Here is a 19037-nt window from a genome sequence, read left to right as displayed (position 1 = left end):
GCGCGCGGGTGCGGCGGGCCCGGGAACGGCGCGGCGCCCGCCCCGCCGGGTGGCGGGACGGGCGCCGGACGGCCCGCGGGTGCGGGAGCGTCAGATCTGCACGCCGAAGTCCTGGGCGATGCCGGCCAGGCCGGAGGCGTAGCCCTGGCCGACCGCGCGGAACTTCCACTCGGCGCCGTTGCGGTAGAGCTCGCCGAAGATCATGGCGGTCTCGGTGGCGGCGTCCTCGGAGAGGTCGTAGCGGGCGATCTCGGCACCGCCGGCGGAGTTCACCACGCGGATGTAGGCGTTGCGGACCTGGCCGAAGTTCTGCGACCGGGCGACGGCGTCGTAGATCGAGACCGGGAAGGTGATCCGGGCGGCCTCGGCCGGCAGCGAGGCGAGGTTGACGTTGATCGCCTCGTCGTCGCCGGCGCCCTCGCCGGTGCGGTTGTCACCGGTGTGGACGACGGTGTTGTCCGGCGTGCTGGTGTTGTTGAAGAAGACGAAGTGGCTGTTGGACAGCACCTTGCCGTCCGCGTTCAGCACGATCGCGCTGGCGTCCAGGTCGAACTCGGCACCGGTCGTGGTGCGGACGTCCCAGCCGAGGCCGACGGTGACCGCGGTCAGGCCGGGGGCCTCCTTGGTCAGCGAGACGTTGCCACCCTTGGAGAGGCTCACTGGCATGGTGTGTGCTGTCCCTTCGATTTGCTTGTTGCCGGGGATAACGCGGGAACCTCCGGGGATGGTTCCGCGCGGCCGGTCCTTTTCCGCCGCCGGCACGGCTGGGGTGTTCCCCCGTCAGACCCGCCGGAACCGGCCCTGGAGTTCCCAGACCACCGGATTGTCCGCGAGGTCCGGGTGCATGTCGAAGAGGTCGGCGAGCGTGTCCTGGAGGAAGTCGCGGGCCTCCCGGCGCAGGTCGCCGTGGCGCACCACGGCGGGCGGCTCGTCGGGGAGCCAGGTGGCGGTGATCTCGACCCAGTTGAAGCGGCGGGCGAACCGCAGCAGCTCGGTGTTCTGGGTGAAGTCGAGGTCGGCGCTCTGCACCCGGGCCGCGCGGGCGCCGGCCGGGTCGCGGTCGAGTTCCTCGACGATGTCGCAGAGCGCCCAGGCGAAGTCCAGCACCGGGACCCAGCCCCAGGCCGTGGACAGTCCGGCGCCCTCGGCGTCGAGGTAGACGTCGCCGCAGAACAGGTCGTACCGCAGCTCCCGCGCGCCCGCGGTCCGGTAGTCGGTCTGCGGGGGGTCGGGGAAACGGTTGGAGAGGGAGTAGCCGAGCTCGATCACACCGGACATTGTCGCGGCAGACCGGTCCTGGCCGGATAACCGGGTGACCGGCGCGGCCCGGCGCGGGATGATGGGCGCATGCCCGAGCCCATCCGCGTACGGGGGTCGGTGGTCGTCCCGGACGCCGAGCTCGTCTGGCGCTTCTCGCGTTCCTCCGGCCCCGGCGGCCAGCACGTCAACACCTCCGACACCCAGGTCGAGCTGCGCTACGACCTGGCGGCCTCCGCCGCGCTGCCCGAGGTGTGGAAGCAGCGCGCCCTGGAGCGGCTGGCGGGCCGGCTGGTGGACGGGCGGGTGCTGGTGGTCCGGGCCTCCGAGCACCGCTCGCAGTGGCGCAACCGGGAGGTCGCCGCGGCCCGGCTGGCGTCGCTGCTCGGCGAGGCGACCGCGCCGCCGCCGAAGGCGCGCCGGGCGACCCGGCCGAGCCGGGGCATGGTCGAGCGGCGGCTCAGCAACAAGCGGCACCGTTCCGAGCTGAAGCAGGGGCGGCGCGCTCCGCGCGGGGAGCAGTAGGGCGCGTCCTGACGCCCGGGGCGCCGGTTCAGCCCAGGGTGCGGTAGCCGCCGCGGAAGTACAGCAGCGGACGGCCGCCCGGGTCGGGCACGGTGGCCTCCAGCACGCGGCCGAGCAGCAGGGTGTGGTCACCCGCGGCCATCCGCTGTTCGGTGCGGCACTCCACGGTGGCGAGCGCGCCGTCGATCAGCGGGGCGCCGCTGTGCGGGCCGCGGTGGTGCGGGGCGTCGGCGAACAGCAGCCGGTCGCTGAGCCGGCCCTTCATGGCGAACCGCGAGCCGAGTGCCTTCTGGCCCTCCGACAGCAGGGAGACCGCCCAGGTGTCGGCCCGGCCGAGCACCTCGTCCATCCGGGAGTCCTCCCGGACGGAGATCAGGACCAGCGGCGGTTCCAGCGACACGGAGAGGAAGGACGTGGCGGTCATGCCGACGTCCTCCCCGTCGTCCGGGTCGTGGACGGTCACCAGGCTCACACCGGCGGCGAGCTGGGAGAGCGCCGCCCGGAACTCGTCGGGGGTCGCTTGGGTGGCAGCTTCGGGCTGCGGGGACGGGTACACGTACCGCACGGTAGCCCGCGACCGGGGGCGGCGACATCGGGCCCTGGTCGTAGGACCAGCGGCGCAGCACCGCTCGGCCCCCCGGGGCGGCGGAAAGGTTACGGTCCGCGCCCGCTCTCACCCGCAGGAGTGAAGGGGAGGGCCTGCCGGCGGTCAGGCGCTACAGCGCGCGGCCAATGCGACCGACCACGGGAAATGTTCCGATGGGCGGTGATGTCCCGGTATGGGACGGATGAACTGATTAAGGGCGCATTAGTGTTGTGTGATTTAAGTCACAAGTGCTGACCTATTGCTGACCGAGCGTGCCGAACGCTGTGCTCCCTGTGATTCAGTTCTTCTGGCAATCGGACGATAACCAATCAAGACCTATCCGAAGCAGCCGGGGAGCCCCCGCATGGAAGCCGAGTCGGAGCCGTACGTCCGTCTCGCGACCCTCCGCACCTTGCACCGGGTCGTGGCGGACCTCAACGCTGCCCGCAGCCTGGCGGGCACGCTGCAGGCCGTGGTCGAGGGCGCGGTGCACGGACTCGGTTTCGACGCCGCCGCGGTCAGCCTGGTGCGGCCGGACGGCGACCTCGTGGTGGCGGCCGTCTGGGAGCTGGAGGAGAGCGCCATGGGCGGCCCCTCCGTCCTGCTCGGCCAGGTCGGCTCCCGCGAGTCCTGGGACCGGCTGCTCGGCGTCAGCGACCACTGGGGCACCCTGCGCTTCCTCCCCTACGACCGCGGCTGGGCGGTGGCCAGCGACATCCCGCGCTGGATCGGGGACGGCCCGATGCCCGTCTACGCCAACGACTGGCACCCCGCCGACGGTCTGCTCGCCCCGATGTACAGCGCCGGCGGCGACCTGCTCGGCGTCCTCTCGGTGGACCGCCCGCGCAGCGGCAAGCGGCCCGGCGCCTGGACCCGCGAGGCCCTGGAGATGTTCTCCCTGCAGGCCTCCATCGCGATCGGCAACGCCCGGCTGCGCGCCGAGATGCAACGGGCGCTGGCCCGCCTGGAGAAGGAGCAGCAGGCCCTGCGGGCCAGCGAGGAGAGCTTCCGCCAGGCCTTCGAGTACGCCCCCAGCGGGATGGCCATCACCGAACTGCACGGCGCCGGCCGGGGCCAGCTGACCCGGGTCAACGACGCGCTCTGTCGACTGCTCGGCCGCCCCCGGGCGGTGCTGCGCCAGCAGAGCTTCGCCGACCTGGTCCACCCGGACGACCGGGCACTGCTGGAGCGCACCAGCGCCGAGAGCGGCCGGGCGGAACTGCGACTCTCCCGCCGGGACGGCGGATACCAGTGGGTGTGCCTGCGGAACTCGATCGTGGCGGACGCCGCCGAGGGGCCGAGCTTCCTGCTCACCCACGTCGAGGACATCGAGGACCGCAAGCGGCACGAGCTCCAGCTCGCCCACCGGGCCAGCCACGACGCCCTCACCGGGCTGCCGAACGGCGCCGAGCTCAAGGCGCGGCTCGGGCGCCGGCTCTGCGGGCAGCCGCAGGCGCCCGCCGCCGCCGGGCACCAGGGCGCGCCGGGCGGGACCGGCTACGGCGGCACGGGGTACGGCGACACCGGCTACGGGAGCACCGGGTACGGCGCCGGGGGCCCGGAGGACGGGTTCGCGGGGTACCCGGAGAGCCTGTTCGGCGACCCCCACCGCCCGGGCGACGGCTTCGGCGGCCCGGAGCCGGGGCGCGGCCAGGGCCCGCCGGACGGGTACCCGGTGCCCGCCGCCGACGGCCAGCCGGCCGGGGCGAACGGGTACGGCGAGCACGTGCACGCGGTGGTCCCGGCCGACCACGGCCCGGGCGGCGAGCCGTGGTCCGGCCCGTTCCGCTCCGGCAGCGCGGCCGCCGCCGTCGAGAAAGGGCTCGCGGTGCTCTTCTGCGACCTCGACGGCTTCAAGTCGATCAACGACCGGTTCGGCCACAACGCCGGTGACGCCGTCCTGGTCGAGGTGGCCCGCCGGCTCAGCGCGGCCGTGCGCGACGGCGACACGGTGGCCCGGCTCGGCGGCGACGAGTTCGTGGTGCTCGCCGACGGCATCGGCCGCGACGAGGCGAAGGACCTCGCCCACCGGCTGCGCAACGCGATCATCCCGCCGATGCGGATCGACGGCCGGGGGATGCGGGTCGGCGTGAGCCTCGGCATCGGCTGGGCCGGCTGCGGGATGAGCATCGAGGAGGTCCTGCACACCGCGGACGAGCGGATGTACGACGAGAAGCGGGCCCGCGGCGGCGCGGTGCGCGGGGCCCGCGGCGAGCGTTCGCACCGGCGGGCGGGCTAGGGACCCGCCCTCGCGGAGGCTGGGGACCCGCCCTCGCGGAGGCGGGGCCGGGCGGGGGCTACTCGCCGGTTGTCAAGGGGTCTTTCCGGGGCGTCCGGGGCGGCAGGTAGGGTTCCGGGGTACGAGCGACCACGACCAGCGCCGGCGGCACGGCAGCCCGGCGGCGCGACCGCGATGGGGGAGTTGACCACCGTGACCACCGCCGGCAGCAGCGGAGCGCCCCAGGGCCCGGAGGACGGCGCCCCGCAGGACGACGATCCCTTCGGCTACCTCTACCGTCCGGCCGACGGCGGCTCCGGTCAGCAGGCCGAGCCGCAGCAGGGCGTGCCGCGCACGTCCTACAGCCGCCCGATGGAGGTCGGCCGCGCCCAGTACGGCCAGCCGCCGCGACCGCAGCAGCCCTACCCGCCGCAGCCGGGCTACCCGCAGGCCCCGCCGCCGCAGCCGTACCCGCCGCAGGGCGACTTCGGCGCCGCCCCGACCCAGCAGGCCCGCTACGCCGAGCACTCCCGCCCGCAGCCGGGCGAGGAGCGGCCGCCGAGCGGCGGCCGGGGCAAGGGCGCGGTGATCGGTGCGGTCGCCGTGGTCGCGGCGATCGCGATCGGCGCAGGCATCGCCCTGTCCGGGGACCCGGACAAGGACCCGGACAAGGAGGCCAAGGGCGGCACCACCACGGCGAGCGCCCCGGCGGCCCCGGGCGGCGCCACCGCGAGCGCCGACCCGACGAGCGCCGCCGCGTCGGCCACCCCCTCGGCGACCGCCTCGGGCGGGCTGGGGCCGGTGGACGCCAGTCAGCTGCAGGGGCAGAACGCGCCGTCGGCGAACACCGTCAAGGGCACCAAGTCGGCCGACGGCAGCTACCTGACGCTCAACCCGGGCGGCACGGTCACCTGGACCGGTGACCTGGCGGCGGCCGGGACGTACAAGTTCACCGTGCACTACAACAACCCGGGCGCCGACGTGCGGGCGACGACGGCGGTGAACGGCAAGGACTGGCCGGGCGGCGCGAACTTCAAGAACTACTCGCCGGGCAAGGAGCCCGCCTCGTCCTGGTTCAACACCTACATAACCCCGCCGATGCAGGCCGGCACGAACACCATCGTGATCTCGCTGCCGCCGGGCAGCGGCACGATCCTGATCGACCAGGTGCTGCTGGAAGCGGCGTAGCCCCCGCAGCGCGACGGCCGCCCGTTCCCCGAGGGGAGCGGGCGGCCGTGTCGTGCGCGGGCCGCGCCGGTCAGCCGGCCGCGAGCGGGGCGAAGCGGTCGCCGCCGGTGATCCACTCGCCGCGGCGCATCACGGCGACCAGGTCGTAGGTCGTGGAGTCGACGACCGCGAGGTCGGCGGACTTGCCGGGCTCCAGGCTGCCGATCCGGTCGGCGAGGCCGAGCAGCCGGGCCGGGACGGTGGAGAGCGACTCGACGGCCTGGTTGAGGCTGAGGCCGTTGATGGTGACCGAGCGCTTGAACGCCACGTCCAGGGTGAGCGTCGAGCCGGCGATCGCGCCGCCCTCGACCAGGCGGGCGACGCCGTCCTTGACCTCGACCTGGAGCGGGCCGAGCGGGTAGAGGCCGTCGCCCATGCCGGCCGCGCCCATGGCGTCGGTGATGAGGGCGACCCGGGAGGCGCCGGCGGTGCCGTAGGCGAGGTCGAGCACGGACGGGTGCAGGTGCACGCCGTCGTTGATCAGCTCGACGGTGACCCGCTCGTCCTCCAGCAGCGCCACGATCGGGCCGGGCGCGCGGTGGGCGATGCCCGGCATGGCGTTGAACAGGTGGGTGGCGACGGTGGCGCCGGCCTCGATGGCCTCCAGCGTCTTGGCGTAGTCCGAGTCGGTGTGGCCGACGGCGGCGATCACGCCGAGGTCGGCGAGCATCCGCACGGAGTCCAGGCCGCCGGGCAGCTCGGGCGCCAGGGTGACCATCCTGGCCTGCCCGCGGGCGGCGTCGACCAGCTTGCGCACCAGCGCCGGGTCGGGGTCGCGCAGCAGGTCCGGGCGGTGGGCGCCGCAGCGGTTGTGCGAGATGAACGGGCCCTCGAAGTGGATGCCGGCGAGGACGCCGTCCTCGACGAGCTCGGAGAGCACGGCCGCCTGGCGGGCCAGGTCGTCGATCTCGCCGGTCACGGTGGAGGCGACCGTGGTGGTGGTGCCGTGCTCCAGGTGGGTGCGGGCGACCTGGAGGGCCTCCTCGGCGATGCCGGAGGAGTAGGACGCGCCGCCGCCGCCGTGCACGTGCAGGTCGACGAAGCCGGGGACCACGGTGTAGCCGGTGAGGTCGAGGTCGCCGGGCGTGGCGGAGCCGCCCAGACCGGCGATCCGGTCGCCCTCGACGGCGAGGCGGTCACCCTCGACGACGCCTCCGGGCAGGACCAGCCGGGCGCCGGTCAGTGCGAGTCGGTCCGCGGTCACGCGGTCACCTCCATGGAGAGCAGATCCCAGGCGAGCAGGCCCGCGCCCAGTGACGCGGCGGTGTCTTTGAGCATGGCGGGAACGACCTCGGGGGGCATCTGGAAGGTCAGCCGCTCGGTGACCGCCGCCCGCAGCGGGGTGAAGAGGGTGTCCCCGGCCTCGGCGAGGCCGCCGCCGACGATGACCCGGGACGGGTCGAGCAGGCTCTGGGCGAGGACGATGCCGTCGGCCAGGGCCTCCACGGCGTTCTGCCAGACCGCGATCGCGCGAGGGTCCCCGGCGTCCACCGCGACGGCGCAGGATGCCGCGTCGGCGTCGGGGTCGCCCACGGCCTCGGCCCAGGCGCGGGAGACGGCGGAGGCGGAGGCGAGGGTCTCCAGGCAGCCGCGGGCGCCGCAGCCGCACTGCGGTCCGCCGGGGCGGACCACCACGTGGCCGATCTCGCCGCCGTAGCCGTGGGCGCCCGCCTCGATCCGGCCGTCGATGCCGATGGCGCCGGCGATGCCGGTGCCGAGGGCGATGAACAGGAAGCGCCCGACACCCCGGCCGCCGCCGAGCCGGCCCTCGGCGAGGCCGCCGGAACGCACGTCGTGGCCCAGGGCGACCGGCATCGCGCCGCCGTCCGGGCCGGCCAGGCGCTCGCCCAGCAGCTTGCGCAGCGGGAGGTCGCGCCAGCCGATGTTGGCGGAGAAGACCGCGATGCCGTGCTTCTCGTCGATCGTCCCCGGGACGGCGACACCCGCCGCGAGGGGCGCGGCGCCGAAGCGGCTGCGGCCTTCGTCCGCCAGGTCGGCGGCGAAGTCGAGGATGGCGGTGACCACGGCGTCCGTGCCGTGCTCCCGCCCGGTCGGGCGGCGTGCTTCGAACAGCACGGAGCCGTCCTGGGCGAGCAGCGCGGCTTTCATGCCGGTGCCCCCCACATCGAGTGCGATGACGTGCTTCACGGAGGACAGTTTCCCTTGACCGGGTCTAAGAGGTCTAGTCCAGTTGTCGGATTGGTCTGGTCCAAAGGGGTGAGCTTTGTCGCAGAAGCGTGTGGTGTGCGGCACTTTGCACGAGCCCCTCGACGGACCCCCGGGCGGGGGCGGGACGGTTCTGGCGGGTCGGATCCGCGGATCTGTTGCGCGCTGCGCAACAAATCCCGCACTTCGATAACTACCCGGCGTTCCGGGGTCGGAGGTGTGGACCACCGTGCGCCCGGTTTGGCACCCTTGCGGCCTTCCCCCGGCCGGATCCCCCTGCATCCGGTCCGTTCCACCCCCAGGATCCCCCTCGAAGGCGGTACCCGCGTTGGACAGGCGCGCCCAGGTCCCCACCCGGTTGTTCGGCGTCGCGTTGGCCGGAGCCCTGGCCGGAGCACTGGTGCTCACCGGCTGCGGCGGCCAGGACGACGGCCCGGTCACCCTCAGGCTGGTCGCCGCCGACTACGGCGAGAGCGCGGACACCGGCTCCAAGCTGTACTGGGACGACCTCGCCCGCCGCTTCGAGGCCGCCAACCCGGGCATCAAGGTGGACGTCGAGGTGGCGAGCTGGACCGACATCGGCAAACGGGTCGACGAGCTGGTGAAGAGCGGCAAGTCCCCCGACCTGCTGCAGACCGGCGGCTTCGCCGACCAGGTCGCCGCCGACCGGCTGTACCCGGCCTCGGAGGTGCTCTCCCTGGACACCCAGGCCAACATCATCGAGTCGTTCTCGCACGCGGGGCAGGTGCTCGGCACGCAGTACGGCATCCCGTTCGTCTCCTCCTCCCGGGTGCTCTTCTACAACAAGTCGGTCTTCCAGAAGGCCGGCATCACCCAGCCGCCGGCCACCTGGAACGAGCTCAAGCAGGCCGCCGAGAAGATCAGGGCCAAGGTCCCGGGCGTCCTGCCGTACGGGCTGCCGCTCGGGCCCGAGGAGGCGCCGGCCGAGTCGATGCTCTGGACGCTGAGCGGCGGCGGCAGCCTCTCCGACGACGTCGGCAACTACACCATCGACAGCACCCAGAACCAGGCCACCTTCAATTGGCTGAAGACCAATCTGGTGGCCACCGGTCTGACCTACCCCGAGCCCGGCAAGGTGAACCGCACCCCGGTGTTCAGCGACTTCGCGGCCGGCAAGGTGGCGATGCTCAACGGGCACCCGACGCTGCTGCGGATGGCCACCAACGGCAAGATCGACTTCGGTACGGCGCCGATCCCGCGGAAGGACGGCCTGGCCAAGACCGGCAGCCTCGGGGTGGCCGACTGGATGATGGCGTTCAAGGCCAACGGCCACAAGAACGAGATCCGCCGGTTCCTGTCCTTCGTCTACACCAAGGACAACCAGCTCAGGTTCGACGAGACCTACAACCTGCTGCCGGTCACCCAGGACGCCTTCGACGCGATGACCCGGGACCCGAAGCACGAGGACCTCAAGCAGTTCGCGGCCGGCCTGGCCAACGCCAGCTTCTACCCGTTCGGCGACCCGGCCTGGGCGGAGGTCTCCAACCGCATCAAGGCCGGCATCGGAGCGGCGGTCACCGGTGACGCCAAGCCGGTGCTGGAGGACCTCCAGCAGGCGGCGGTGAAGGAGGCGGCCCGGATCCGCAAGTGAATCCGGGCCGGGCGGGCGCCGGCGGGCGCGAGCGTCAGTGGGTGACCGTGTAGACCTTGCGGAGCGTCTCGTGGACGGTCCAGGTGGTGCGGTCGCCCGCCCGCAGCACCCCGCAGTCGCCCGGGCCGAGCTCCAGCACCGGGCCGCCGTCGACCACGACGGTGGCCCGGCCGCTCAGCACCACGAACACCTCGTCCGCCTCGACGTCGGTGGCCACCCCCGGCGTGATCTGCCAGATGCCGCTCTCCCCGGTGGCGGACCCGGCGAGCACCAGGCCGGACACCTCGGGGGTGCCGGAGACGATCTGCGCCGGGTCGAGCGGGTCGGGGACGAGCTCGGCGCTCGGGACGTGCAGGGCGAAGGCGGCGGGCGGGATGCTGGTCATGGGGGTGACGCTAGCCGCCGGGCCGGGGCGGCACAGGCCGCAGAGTGTGTCGGGTCCGCGGGGGAGAATGACACTCCGTAGCGATGGACGGAGGTGGGCCCCGATGGGCGCGGACGACGAGACGGCACCGGAACCGGCTGCGCCCGGGGCCCTGGACGAGCGGGACCGGGCCGTCCTGGAGCTGGAGGGCCGCTCCTGGCGGACGGCCGGCGCCAAGGAGCGCGCCGTCCGGGAGGAGCTGGGGCTCTCCAGCACCCGGTACTACCAGCTGCTGAACGCACTGCTGGACCGGCCGGAGGCGCTGGCGCACGCCCCGGTCCTGGTCAACCGGCTGCGCCGGGTCCGCGACACCCGCCGGGCGGCGCGCCAGGCCCACCGGCCCGGCGGACCCGGTCCGGCGTCCGGCGGGTGACCCCCGGCCGGGCCGGGTACGGTGCCAGGCATGGGCCTTGCCGACATGACGCGACCGCTGACGGATGCCGGGCGCGCGGGGCTGGCGGCGGTGCTCGCCGCGCCCCGCGACGCCGTGATCGCCCTCGACTTCGACGGGACGCTCGCCCCGATCGTCCCCGACCCGAGCCGGGCCCGGGCGCACCCGGGCGTGGTGCCCGCGCTGCGCGTGCTGGCGCCGCGGGTCGGCGCGGTGGCGGTGGTCACCGGCCGCCCGGCCGCGCTGGCCGTGGAGTACGGCGGGCTCGCCGGGCTCGACGGGGTGGTGGTGCTCGGGCACTACGGCGCGGAGCGCTGGGAGGCCGGTGAGCTGACCGCGCCGCCGCCGCACCCGGGCGTCGACGCGGTGCGCGGGCGGCTGCCGCAGGTGCTGGCGGCGCTCGGCGCGCCGGACGGCACCTCGGTGGAGGACAAGGGCCGCTCGGTGGCCGTGCACACCCGGCGCACGGCCGAGCCGGCCGCCGCCTTCGAGCTGCTGCGCGGGCCGATGGAGGCGCTGGCCGGTGAGCACGGACTGGTGGTGGAACCGGGCCGGATGGTGCTGGAGCTGCGGCCGCCGGGCGTGGACAAGGGCGCGGCGCTGACCGGGCTGCTGCGGGAGCGCGGCGCCCGCTCGGTGCTCTACGCGGGCGACGACCTCGGGGACGTCCCGGCCTTCGCGGCGGTGGAGAAGCTGCGCGGGGAGGGCCTGGCCGGGCTGCTGGTGTGCAGCGGCACGGTGGGCGACGCGCCGGACGCGCCGGTGCGCGAGCTCGCCGACCGGGCGGACCTGGTGGTCCCGGGCCCGGCCGGCGTGGTGGAACTGCTCGGCGCGCTGGGGGAGGAGCTCAGCGCAGGGCGTTGAGCTGGTCGAGGAACCACTGCTGGGGCGGCAGCGCGGTCGCGGCGGCGGCCAGCCGCTTGGTGCGGTCGGCGCGTTCGCCGGCCGCCATGGTGAGCCCGGCGTGCAGCGCCTCGGCGGTGGCCACGATGTCGTACGGGTTGACGCTCAGCGCGTCCTCGCCGAGTTCGGCGTGGGCGCCGGCCTCCCGGGACAGCACGAGCGCGCAGCCCCGGTCGGAGACCACCGGGACCTCCTTGGCGACCAGGTTCATGCCGTCCCTGATCGGGTTGACCAGGGCGACGTCGGCCATCCGGTAGGCGGCCAGCGAGCGCGGGAAGTCGTCGTCGACGTGCAGGACCAGCGGCGTCCAGTCCGGCGTGCGGAACTCCGCGTCGATCTCGGCGGCGAGCGCCCGCACCTGGTCGGTGTAGGCCCGGTACTCGGCGAGGTCGGTGCGGGACGGGTAGGCGAAGGCGATGTGCACCACCCGGTCGTGCCACTCGGGGCGGGTGCGCAGCAGGTGCCGGTAGGCCAGGAAGCCGCGGACGATGTTCTTGCTCAGCTCCGTGCGGTCGACCCGGACGACGGTCTGCCGCTCGCCGACGGTGGCGCGCAGGGCGGCGAGCCGCTCGTCGACGTCGGGGCGGTGGGCGCGCTCGCGCAGGAAGTCGGCGTCGGCGCCGAGGCCGTGGACGCCGAGCGCGGTGGTGCGGCCGGCGTACGTGACGGTGAGCGCCTCGCGGTCGACCGTCGCGCCGAGGAACCGCTCGCAGCAGTCGGCGAAGGCGAGCGCCCAGCGGCGGGTGAGGAAGCCGGCCCGGTCGGCGCCGAGGATGCCGGTCAGGACGGCCTCGGAGACGTCGTCGGGCAGCAGCCGCAGGTACTCCGGCGGTGCCCAGGGGGTGTGCGAGAAGTGGCCGATCCGCAGGTCGGGGCGGGCGGCGCGGAGCAGCGCCGGGACGAGCGAGAGGTGGTAGTCCTGCACCAGGACGGCGGCGCCGGGGGCCGCCTCGGCGGCGAGCGCCTCGGCGAAGGCGGTGTTGTAGTCGGTGTAGGCCTCCCACTCGGTGCGGAAGCCGGCGTCGAAGGCGGGGGCGGTCGGGGTGTTCCAGAGCAGGTGGTGGACGAACCAGAGGGTGGAGTTGGCGACGCCGTTGTAGGCGCGGGCGAAGGTCCGGGGGTCTATGTCGAGCATCCGCACGGCCTGTCCGCCGACGTCGTGGCCGGCCCGGTCGAGGCGGCCGTCCGGGGCCTCCCGGGCGGCCCGGCGGTCGGGGTCGGAGAGCGCGGCACAGACCCAGACGGCGTCCGGGTCGTCGATGGCGGAGAGCCCGGAGACCAGGCCTCCGCCGCCTCTGCGGAGGGTCAGCGTGCCGTCGTCCGCGGTGCCGAAGGACACCGGCCCCCGGTTGGACGCCACCAGGACGGGGGCGGCGCCGGTCGGATTCGAACGCTCGGTCGTGTCAGGGCCCATGGTTGGTTGGTTGCCGGGGGTCCGGGGTGGCAAACCCCCCTGGGCCTGACACGTGGGTCAGGTCACGACCCCCGGCTGACCCGGAAGCCGGGCTCCCGGCGGCGGGTGGCGTACTCGGGGACGGTGTGCATGGGCGGGCGTTCGACGGCGGTCACCGGGTGGGTGTGGGCGGTGAAGGCGCGGGTGCGCGGGTCGCGGGTGAACTGGGTGAGCCGGGGGTGCAGCAGGTCGGCGGAGGCCTTGAGCCGGTGGGCGCGGTCGAGCCGTTCCAGCGCGGTGCGGTAGATGGTGGCGGCCATCCGGCCGAGCGCCTGGCCGTCCTGGTGCCGGTGGTGGCGCACGCCGACGTCCACCTGGGCGAGCGCGTCCAGTCCGGCCGTCTCCAGGGCGTCCACCAGCAGGCCGAGCTCGACGCCGTAGCCGGTCGGGAAGGGCAGCCGTTCGAGCAGCGAGCGGCGGGCCGCGTACTCACCGCCGAGCGGCTGGACGAAACCGGCGAGTTCCGGCCAGTGCAGGTTGAGCAGCGGGCGGGCGACCAGTTCGGTGACCCGGCCGCCGCCGGCCGGCACCACCGCGCCGTCCGTCTCCAGCGGGCGGTCGTACATCGCCTTGACCAGCTGGATGTCCGGTTCGGTGAGCAGCGGGCCGATGATGCCGGAGACCAGGGCCGGGTCGAACTCGCGCAGGTCGGCGTCCACGAAGCAGACGATCTCGCCGCGGGTGACCAGCAGCGAACGCCAGAGCACCTCGCCCTTGCCGGGGGCGGCGGGCAGCCGGGGCAGGATCGCGTCGCGGTGCACGACGGTCGCGCCGGCCCGCGCGGCGACCTCGGCGGTGGCGTCGGCGGAGCCGGAGTCGACCACCACCAGCTCGTCGACCAGCGGCAGCCGCTCCATCAGCTCGCGGCGGATGATCCGGACGATCTCGCCGACGGTGGCCTCCTCGTCCAGGGCGGGCAGCACGACGCTGACCGTGCCGGCCGGGCCGAGCGCGCGCTTGGCCGCCGGCAGCGTGTGCACCGGGCGGTCGGCCGCGCTCCACGAGCGCCGGCGCAGCCAGGACGCCGTCTCGGGGAGGAGCTCGGGGGTCGGTTCGGGGGGCACGGTGCTCTCCTCGGCGGGCTCGGGGACGGGGCCTGGTGGGACGGGGCATCTCGCGTGGCGGACGGTGCCGTTCGGGGTTGACGCCTTCGGATACAGTCTTCGTACAGCGGTCGGACCTTCGCACGCCGGGGTCACCGCTGAGCAGGACCACAACTTCACAGAGCTCATCCAGAGGGACTGAGGGAACGGCCCGTTGACGTCCCGGCAACCTTCTCGCACGGCTGGCGTACGGCCCCGGCGGGACAGGTGCCAATTCCGGCCCGGGCGCGACCGCGTCACGGGGAAGATGAGGAGAGAGGCCTCCGCCACATGTCCATCGACACCGCCGCACCCGTCACGGTCGACCTCGGCCCCGCCGCCCAGCTGTCCTGTCGCGAGTGCGGAACCCGCTTCCCGCTCGGCCCCAGCTTCGCCTGCCTGGAGTGCTTCGGCCCGCTGGAGATCGCCTACGACTTCGGCAGCGAGGGCGCCGAGGAGCTGCGCAAGCGCATCGAGGCCGGTCCCGCGTCCATCTGGCGCTACGCGCCGCTGCTGCCGGTGCCCGCCGACGTCGCGAGCAAGCCGAACCTGAACCCGGGCTGGACCCCGCTGGTGAAGGCCGACAACCTGGGCCGCGAGCTGGGCTTCACCGCGCAGCTGCACGTCAAGGACGACTCCGGCAACCCGACCCACTCCTTCAAGGACCGCGTGGTGGCCTGCGCCATCGAGGCGGCCCGCGCGTTCGGCTACACCACGCTGTCCTGCTCCTCGACCGGCAACCTGGCCGGCGCGGTGGGCGCGGCGGCGGCCCGGGCGGGCTTCCGGTCCTGCGTGTTCATCCCGCACGACCTGGAGCAGGGCAAGGTCGTGATGGCCGGGGTGTACGGCGGCGAGCTGGTCGGCATCGAGGGCAACTACGACGACGTGAACCGGTTCTGCTCGGAGCTGATCGGCGACCCGGCCGGCGAGGGCTGGGGCTTCGTCAACGTCAACCTGCGGCCGTACTACGGCGAGGGCTCCAAGACGCTCGCCTACGAGATCTGCGAGCAGCTGGGCTGGCGGCTGCCGGAGCAGATCGTGATCCCGATCGCCTCGGGCTCACAGCTCACCAAGATCGACAAGGGTCTGCAGGAGCTGATCAAGCTCGGCCTGGTCGAGGACCGGCCGTACCGCATCTTCGGCGCCCAGGCGGCGGGCTGCTCGCCGGTCTCGGCCGCGTTCAAGGCCGGCCACGACGTGATCCGGCCGGTCAAGCCGGACACCATCGCCAAGTCGCTCGCGATCGGCAACCCGGCCGACGGCCCGTACGTGCTGGACATCGCCCGGCGCACCGGCGGCGCGGTCGAGGACGTGACGGACGAGGAGGTCGTGGCCGCGATCCGGCTGCTGGCCCGCACCGAGGGCATCTTCGCGGAGACCGCGGGCGGCGTGACGGTCGGCGTGCTGAAGAAGCTGGTCGAGACCGGCCGGCTGGACCCGTCGAAGGAGACCGTCGCGATCAACACCGGCGACGGCCTGAAGACCCTCGACGCCGTCTCGGAGGCCGGGATGACCGCCGTCATCCGGCCGACCCTGGAGTCCTTCCGGGGCGCCGGCCTGGCGTCCGCCTGATCCCTCCACGCTCCACCCGCCCCCCCGCGCCGCCCCCGCGCCCGCACCGAGGAGACCCCCATGAGCGCCAACGTCCGCATCCCGACCATCCTGCGCACCTACACCGGCGGCGCCAGCGAGGTGCCCGCCGAGGGCACCACCCTGGGCGAGGTCATCGCCGACCTGGAGAAGAACCACGCCGGGATCGCCGCCCGCATCCTGGACGACACCGGCAAGCTGCGCCGCTTCGTCAACGTCTACGTGAACGACGACGACGTGCGCTTCGCCGAGGGCCTGGCGACGGAGATCAAGGACGGCGCCAACATCTCGATCATTCCGGCGGTCGCCGGCGGCTGAGCCCCGCCGCGCCCGTTCCCGCCGGGCGGATGTGCCGTTGACCGGCCGTCCGCGACACGGAATTCCGTGCCGCGGACGGCCGCGCGTATTTTGGCGGGAATATTTTCGGTCCCGGTCGGAGTAAAGTGTCGCTCGACCGGGAACAGGGGCCGCCCTCCTCCCCTTGTCCGGGAACGAATCCACCGCACCGCCACCGCCGTCGCCGGCCGCCCCTCGGGACGGGGCCGGGCGTGGGGCCCCGGGAAACATGTCAGGCCGGTGTCAGAATTCTGACAGGGATTTTGGGTAATACGTCCGCTATGTCCGGTGGGAATTGCGGCTTTCCTGTGGATTGCGCCCGTCCTGTCCGCTGCGGCTCCGGGTGAATTCCCCGACATTGGCCCTGTTGCAGAGGGCGTCGATCCGGATACATTCAGCCGCGGTCGACGCAATCGCCCGTTCGCCGGATGCCGTTCGGCGGACCCGGGAGGATTGCGGCATGCACGGCCGCGCCCAGGGGGGGTTCCCCGGGCCGGCCTCCAACCAGACCCGCGTCCGCAGACCTGCGGGGGCGTGAAGGGCCAGCACAGCACTAGGGGAGTTCGGAATGGCTCAGGGCACCGTCAAGTGGTTCAACGCGGAGAAGGGCTACGGCTTCATCGCGGTCGACGGTGGTGCGGACGTCTTCGTCCACTACAGCGCGATCCAGATGGACGGCTACCGCACCCTTGAGGAGGGCCAGCGGGTCGAGTTCGAGATCTCTCAGGGGCAGAAGGGCCCGCAGGCGGACATGGTCCGCGCGGCGGTCTGACCTTTCCGACACCCAGGAGTTCGGCTCGGCCCATCGGCTGGTGCGCCTCTTGCTTCACGGCGGGCCCGTGCGACACACGTCGCACGGGCCCGCCGTTCATGCTGCCGCGGCTCGCGCGGTTGCCCGCGGGGCTTGCACTCGCCCACCCAGAGTGCTAATCATTGGCGTTAGCACTCTGAGCTTGAGAGTGACAAGCGGACCGGGTCGGTGAGGCCCCCGGGAGCGGTAGGGGAATGGACCCCCGCACACCAGGGCCGTCCGTCGCGGGCACCCCTTGGTCCGAGCAGTCGACCGTGTCCCGGAGGACCACTTCAGATGGCCAAGATCATCGCCTTTGATGAGGAAGCTCGCCGCGGCCTTGAGCGTGGCATGAACCAGCTCGCCGACGCAGTGAAGGTCACGCTCGGCCCCAAGGGTCGCAACGTCGTGCTGGAGAAGAAGTGGGGCGCCCCCACCATCACCAACGACGGTGTCTCCATCGCCAAGGAGATCGAGCTCGAGGACCCGTACGAGAAGATCGGTGCGGAGCTCGTCAAGGAGGTCGCCAAGAAGACCGACGACGTCGCGGGTGACGGCACCACCACCGCCACCGTGCTGGCCCAGGCGCTCGTCCGAGAGGGTCTGCGCAACGTCGCCGCCGGCGCCAACCCGATGGCCCTGAAGCGTGGCATCGAGAAGGCCGTCACCGCCGTCTCCGACCAGCTCCTGGCCCAGGCCAAGGACGTGGAGACCAAGGAGCAGATCGCCTCCACCGCCTCCATCTCCGCCGCCGACACCCAGATCGGCGAGCTGATCGCCGAGGCCATGGACAAGGTCGGCAAGGAAGGCGTCATCACCGTCGAGGAGAGCAACACCTTCGGTCTGGAGCTTGAGCTCACCGAGGGCATGCGCTTCGACAAGGGCTACATCTCGGCCTACTTCGCCACCGACCTGGAGCGTATGGAGACCTCGTTCGAGGACCCGTACATCCTGATCGCCAACTCCAAGATCGGCTCGGTCAAGGACCTGCTGCCGCTGCTGGAGAAGGTCATGCAGAGCGGCAAGCCGCTCGTCATCATCGCCGAGGACGTCGAGGGCGAGGCCCTGTCGACCCTGGTCGTGAACAAGATCCGCGGCACCTTCAAGTCCGTCGCCGTCAAGGCCCCGGGCTTCGGCGACCGCCGCAAGGCCATGCTCCAGGACATCGCCATCCTCACCGGTGGCACCGTGATCTCCGAGGAGGTCGGCCTGAAGCTGGAGAACGCCGGCGTCGACCTGCTGGGCACCGCCCGCAAGGTGGTCATCACCAAGGACGAGACCACCATCGTCGACGGTGGCGGCGACAGCGAGCAGGTCGCGGGCCGCGTGAACCAGATCCGCGCCGAGATCGAGAACAGCGACTCGGACTACGACCGCGAGAAGCTCCAGGAGCGCCTCGCCAAGCTGGCCGGCGGCGTGGCCGTCATCAAGGCCGGCGCGGCCACCGAGGTGGAGCTCAAGGAGCGCAAGCACCGCATCGAGGACGCCGTCCGCAACGCGAAGGCCGCCGTCGAGGAGGGCATCGTCGCCGGTGGTGGCGTCGCCCTGCTGCAGGCCGGTGTCGCCTTCGAGAAGCTGGAGCTGGACGGCGACGAGGCCACCGGTGCCAACATCGTCAAGGTCGCGCTGGAGGCCCCGATCAAGCAGATCGCGACCAACGCCGGCCTTGAGGGCGGCGTCGTGGTGGAGAAGGTGCGCAACCTCCCCGCCGGTCACGGCCTGAACGCCGCCACCAACGAGTACGTCGACCTGGTCGCCGAGGGCATCATCGACCCGGCCAAGGTCACCCGCTCCGCGCTGCAGAACGCCGCCTCCATCGCGGCGCTGTTCCTCACCACCGAGGCCGTCATCGCCGACAAGCCGGAGAAGGCCGCCGCGGCCGCCGGCGGCGGCATGCCGGGCGGTGACATGGACTTCTGATCCGCTGGTCGGATCGGCTGTTCTCGCTCGCACGGGCGGTTCCCTCCGGGGAGCCGCCCGTGCGGCGTTCCCGGAGCTTCTTGGGAGACTGGACGGATGGCTACGACAGACGACATCGAGACGGCGCTGCACTCCGCGCGGGCGCTGATCCTGGCCGACCTGACCGCGCGGGACGCCGCCGACGCCGCCGTGGTGTCGCTGGTGGAGCAGGCCGTGACGCACCGGCGCTGGTGGCTGGAGCAGTGGCCGGACGGCGCCGCGTTCGTGCTGGGCCTGGTGGCCCAGGACGTCCAGGACGCGCTGCTGGAGAGCCACGGGCGCTGGCCGCTGTGCGAGGACTGCGCGGCGGACGGGGATCCGCACGCGCTGGGCGTGGAGCCCGAGCTGGGGCCGGACCCGCACTGGGTGTGCGGCAAGCGCGGCGTCGTGGTCGCCGCGGTGGGGGCGCTCACCTGACCTCCCCTCTCCTCCGGACGCCGGCTCCGACCGTCGTCGTGCCCCTGGGCACGGCGGCGGTTTTTTCACGGCTTGCGGAACCGATGGACGGCATATGTAGT

The 19037-nt window shown here is 73.2% G+C and carries 19 protein-coding genes and 1 riboswitch; of the genes, 11 read left to right on the top strand and 8 right to left on the bottom strand.

Annotated features, from left to right (window positions below):
* Positions 1-90: 90 nt before the first annotated feature.
* Both ACFVVL_RS10125 and ACFVVL_RS10120 read right to left on the bottom strand, forming a co-directional pair.
* Entirely contained in the window at positions 91-666 is a 576-nt protein-coding gene (locus tag ACFVVL_RS10125) for a TerD family protein (RefSeq protein ID WP_380290715.1), read from the bottom strand.
* 114 nt (positions 667-780) lie between these two features.
* Positions 781-1278 carry a hypothetical protein gene (locus tag ACFVVL_RS10120; RefSeq protein WP_380290717.1) on the bottom strand — a complete coding sequence of 166 codons (498 nt, stop codon included), beginning with the start codon at positions 1276-1278 and terminating at the stop codon, positions 781-783.
* A 69-nt stretch (positions 1279-1347) separates the two neighbouring features.
* Here ACFVVL_RS10120 and arfB point away from each other — a divergent pair, with 69 nt between their 5' ends.
* Positions 1348-1782, top strand: a complete 435-nt coding sequence (arfB, locus tag ACFVVL_RS10115) for an alternative ribosome rescue aminoacyl-tRNA hydrolase ArfB (RefSeq protein ID WP_380290719.1) — start codon at positions 1348-1350, stop codon at positions 1780-1782.
* Between the two features lie 28 nt (positions 1783-1810).
* On the opposite strand, the gene ACFVVL_RS10110 is transcribed toward arfB, so the two are convergent.
* Positions 1811-2347: a flavin reductase family protein gene (locus ACFVVL_RS10110; RefSeq protein ID WP_380290721.1), complete on the bottom strand. Its 537-nt coding sequence runs from the start codon at positions 2345-2347 to the stop codon at positions 1811-1813.
* A 385-nt stretch (positions 2348-2732) separates the two neighbouring features.
* Here ACFVVL_RS10110 and ACFVVL_RS10105 point away from each other — a divergent pair, with 385 nt between their 5' ends.
* Together ACFVVL_RS10105 and ACFVVL_RS10100 are read left to right on the top strand one after the other, a co-directional pair.
* Positions 2733-4607: a diguanylate cyclase domain-containing protein gene (locus ACFVVL_RS10105; protein WP_387673064.1), complete on the top strand. Its 1875-nt coding sequence runs from the start codon at positions 2733-2735 to the stop codon at positions 4605-4607.
* A gap of 183 nt (positions 4608-4790) precedes the next feature.
* Entirely contained in the window at positions 4791-5774 is a 984-nt protein-coding gene (locus ACFVVL_RS10100; protein ID WP_380290725.1) for a hypothetical protein, read from the top strand.
* Positions 5775-5844: 70 nt separating this feature from the next.
* Here the strand turns inward: ACFVVL_RS10100 and nagA are convergent, their stop codons facing one another.
* Positions 5845-7017, bottom strand: a complete 1173-nt coding sequence (gene nagA / locus ACFVVL_RS10095) for an N-acetylglucosamine-6-phosphate deacetylase (protein WP_387673060.1) — start codon at positions 7015-7017, stop codon at positions 5845-5847.
* Entirely contained in the window at positions 7014-7961 is a 948-nt protein-coding gene (locus ACFVVL_RS10090; RefSeq protein ID WP_380290729.1) for an ROK family protein, read from the bottom strand. The genes nagA and ACFVVL_RS10090 overlap by 4 nt, the downstream gene beginning before the upstream one ends.
* A 346-nt stretch (positions 7962-8307) precedes the next feature.
* Here ACFVVL_RS10090 and ACFVVL_RS10085 point away from each other — a divergent pair, with 346 nt between their 5' ends.
* On the top strand, positions 8308-9591 hold the full coding sequence (locus tag ACFVVL_RS10085; protein ID WP_387673057.1) for an extracellular solute-binding protein: 1284 nt from the start codon (positions 8308-8310) through the stop codon (positions 9589-9591).
* A 34-nt stretch (positions 9592-9625) separates the two neighbouring features.
* On the opposite strand, the gene ACFVVL_RS10080 is transcribed toward ACFVVL_RS10085, so the two are convergent.
* Positions 9626-9976: a cupin domain-containing protein gene (locus ACFVVL_RS10080; protein WP_380290733.1), complete on the bottom strand. Its 351-nt coding sequence runs from the start codon at positions 9974-9976 to the stop codon at positions 9626-9628.
* 103 nt (positions 9977-10079) lie between these two features.
* Between ACFVVL_RS10080 and ACFVVL_RS10075 the strand changes: the two genes are divergently transcribed.
* Entirely contained in the window at positions 10080-10388 is a 309-nt protein-coding gene (locus ACFVVL_RS10075; protein ID WP_380290735.1) for a DUF3263 domain-containing protein, read from the top strand.
* 30 nt (positions 10389-10418) lie between these two features.
* Complete coding sequence (otsB, locus tag ACFVVL_RS10070; protein WP_380290737.1) at positions 10419-11270, top strand: trehalose-phosphatase; 852 nt, start codon at positions 10419-10421, stop codon at positions 11268-11270.
* Here otsB and ACFVVL_RS10065 read toward each other — a convergent pair.
* Complete coding sequence (locus tag ACFVVL_RS10065; protein ID WP_380290739.1) at positions 11254-12723, bottom strand: trehalose-6-phosphate synthase; 1470 nt, start codon at positions 12721-12723, stop codon at positions 11254-11256. The two genes, otsB and ACFVVL_RS10065, sit on opposite strands and share 17 nt — an antisense overlap.
* A gap of 62 nt (positions 12724-12785) precedes the next feature.
* Complete coding sequence (locus ACFVVL_RS10060) at positions 12786-13826, bottom strand: glucosyl-3-phosphoglycerate synthase (RefSeq protein ID WP_380290741.1); 1041 nt, start codon at positions 13824-13826, stop codon at positions 12786-12788.
* A 161-nt stretch (positions 13827-13987) separates the two neighbouring features.
* A riboswitch (SAM riboswitch) is annotated at positions 13988-14119 on the top strand.
* A 16-nt stretch (positions 14120-14135) separates the two neighbouring features.
* On the opposite strand from ACFVVL_RS10060, the gene thrC reads away from it, so the two are divergent.
* The 5 genes from thrC (at position 14136) to ACFVVL_RS10035 (ending at position 18936) form a co-directional block, all read left to right on the top strand.
* On the top strand, positions 14136-15416 hold the full coding sequence (gene thrC, locus ACFVVL_RS10055) for a threonine synthase (protein ID WP_387673050.1): 1281 nt from the start codon (positions 14136-14138) through the stop codon (positions 15414-15416).
* 60 nt (positions 15417-15476) lie between these two features.
* Positions 15477-15752, top strand: coding sequence for a MoaD/ThiS family protein (locus tag ACFVVL_RS10050; RefSeq protein ID WP_380290745.1), 276 nt, complete (start codon positions 15477-15479; stop codon positions 15750-15752).
* A 586-nt stretch (positions 15753-16338) separates the two neighbouring features.
* Positions 16339-16542, top strand: a complete 204-nt coding sequence (locus ACFVVL_RS10045) for a cold-shock protein (RefSeq protein ID WP_030289665.1) — start codon at positions 16339-16341, stop codon at positions 16540-16542.
* 315 nt (positions 16543-16857) lie between these two features.
* Positions 16858-18480, top strand: coding sequence for a chaperonin GroEL (groL, locus tag ACFVVL_RS10040; RefSeq protein WP_380290747.1), 1623 nt, complete (start codon positions 16858-16860; stop codon positions 18478-18480).
* Between the two features lie 96 nt (positions 18481-18576).
* Positions 18577-18936 carry a hypothetical protein gene (locus tag ACFVVL_RS10035; RefSeq protein ID WP_380290749.1) on the top strand — a complete coding sequence of 120 codons (360 nt, stop codon included), beginning with the start codon at positions 18577-18579 and terminating at the stop codon, positions 18934-18936.
* The last annotated feature ends 101 nt before the right edge of the window (positions 18937-19037 follow it).

This window comes from Kitasatospora sp. NPDC058115 (genome assembly GCF_042884635.1).
Taxonomy (GTDB): domain Bacteria; phylum Actinomycetota; class Actinomycetes; order Streptomycetales; family Streptomycetaceae; genus Kitasatospora.
The sequence above is the reverse complement of the archived record's forward strand: the minus strand, read 5'-3'. Positions and strand labels throughout refer to the sequence as shown.

What these genes read in the sequence shown, in the direction of transcription:
- arfB (WP_380290719.1), top strand. Translation starts at nt 1,348, where the DNA reads ATGCCCGAGCCCATCCGCGTACGGGGGTCGGTGGTCGTCCCGGACGCC.
- ACFVVL_RS10045 (WP_030289665.1), top strand. Translation starts at nt 16,339, where the DNA reads ATGGCTCAGGGCACCGTCAAGTGGTTCAACGCGGAGAAGGGCTACGGC.
- ACFVVL_RS10050 (WP_380290745.1), top strand. Translation starts at nt 15,477, where the DNA reads ATGAGCGCCAACGTCCGCATCCCGACCATCCTGCGCACCTACACCGGC.
- groL (WP_380290747.1), top strand. Translation starts at nt 16,858, where the DNA reads ATGGCCAAGATCATCGCCTTTGATGAGGAAGCTCGCCGCGGCCTTGAG.
- ACFVVL_RS10075 (WP_380290735.1), top strand. Translation starts at nt 10,080, where the DNA reads ATGGGCGCGGACGACGAGACGGCACCGGAACCGGCTGCGCCCGGGGCC.
- ACFVVL_RS10120 (WP_380290717.1), bottom strand. Translation starts at nt 1,278, where the DNA reads ATGTCCGGTGTGATCGAGCTCGGCTACTCCCTCTCCAACCGTTTCCCC.
- otsB (WP_380290737.1), top strand. Translation starts at nt 10,419, where the DNA reads ATGGGCCTTGCCGACATGACGCGACCGCTGACGGATGCCGGGCGCGCG.
- ACFVVL_RS10035 (WP_380290749.1), top strand. Translation starts at nt 18,577, where the DNA reads ATGGCTACGACAGACGACATCGAGACGGCGCTGCACTCCGCGCGGGCG.
- ACFVVL_RS10125 (WP_380290715.1), bottom strand. Translation starts at nt 666, where the DNA reads ATGCCAGTGAGCCTCTCCAAGGGTGGCAACGTCTCGCTGACCAAGGAG.
- ACFVVL_RS10065 (WP_380290739.1), bottom strand. Translation starts at nt 12,723, where the DNA reads ATGGGCCCTGACACGACCGAGCGTTCGAATCCGACCGGCGCCGCCCCC.
- ACFVVL_RS10080 (WP_380290733.1), bottom strand. Translation starts at nt 9,976, where the DNA reads ATGACCAGCATCCCGCCCGCCGCCTTCGCCCTGCACGTCCCGAGCGCC.
- thrC (WP_387673050.1), top strand. Translation starts at nt 14,136, where the DNA reads ATGTCCATCGACACCGCCGCACCCGTCACGGTCGACCTCGGCCCCGCC.
- ACFVVL_RS10105 (WP_387673064.1), top strand. Translation starts at nt 2,733, where the DNA reads ATGGAAGCCGAGTCGGAGCCGTACGTCCGTCTCGCGACCCTCCGCACC.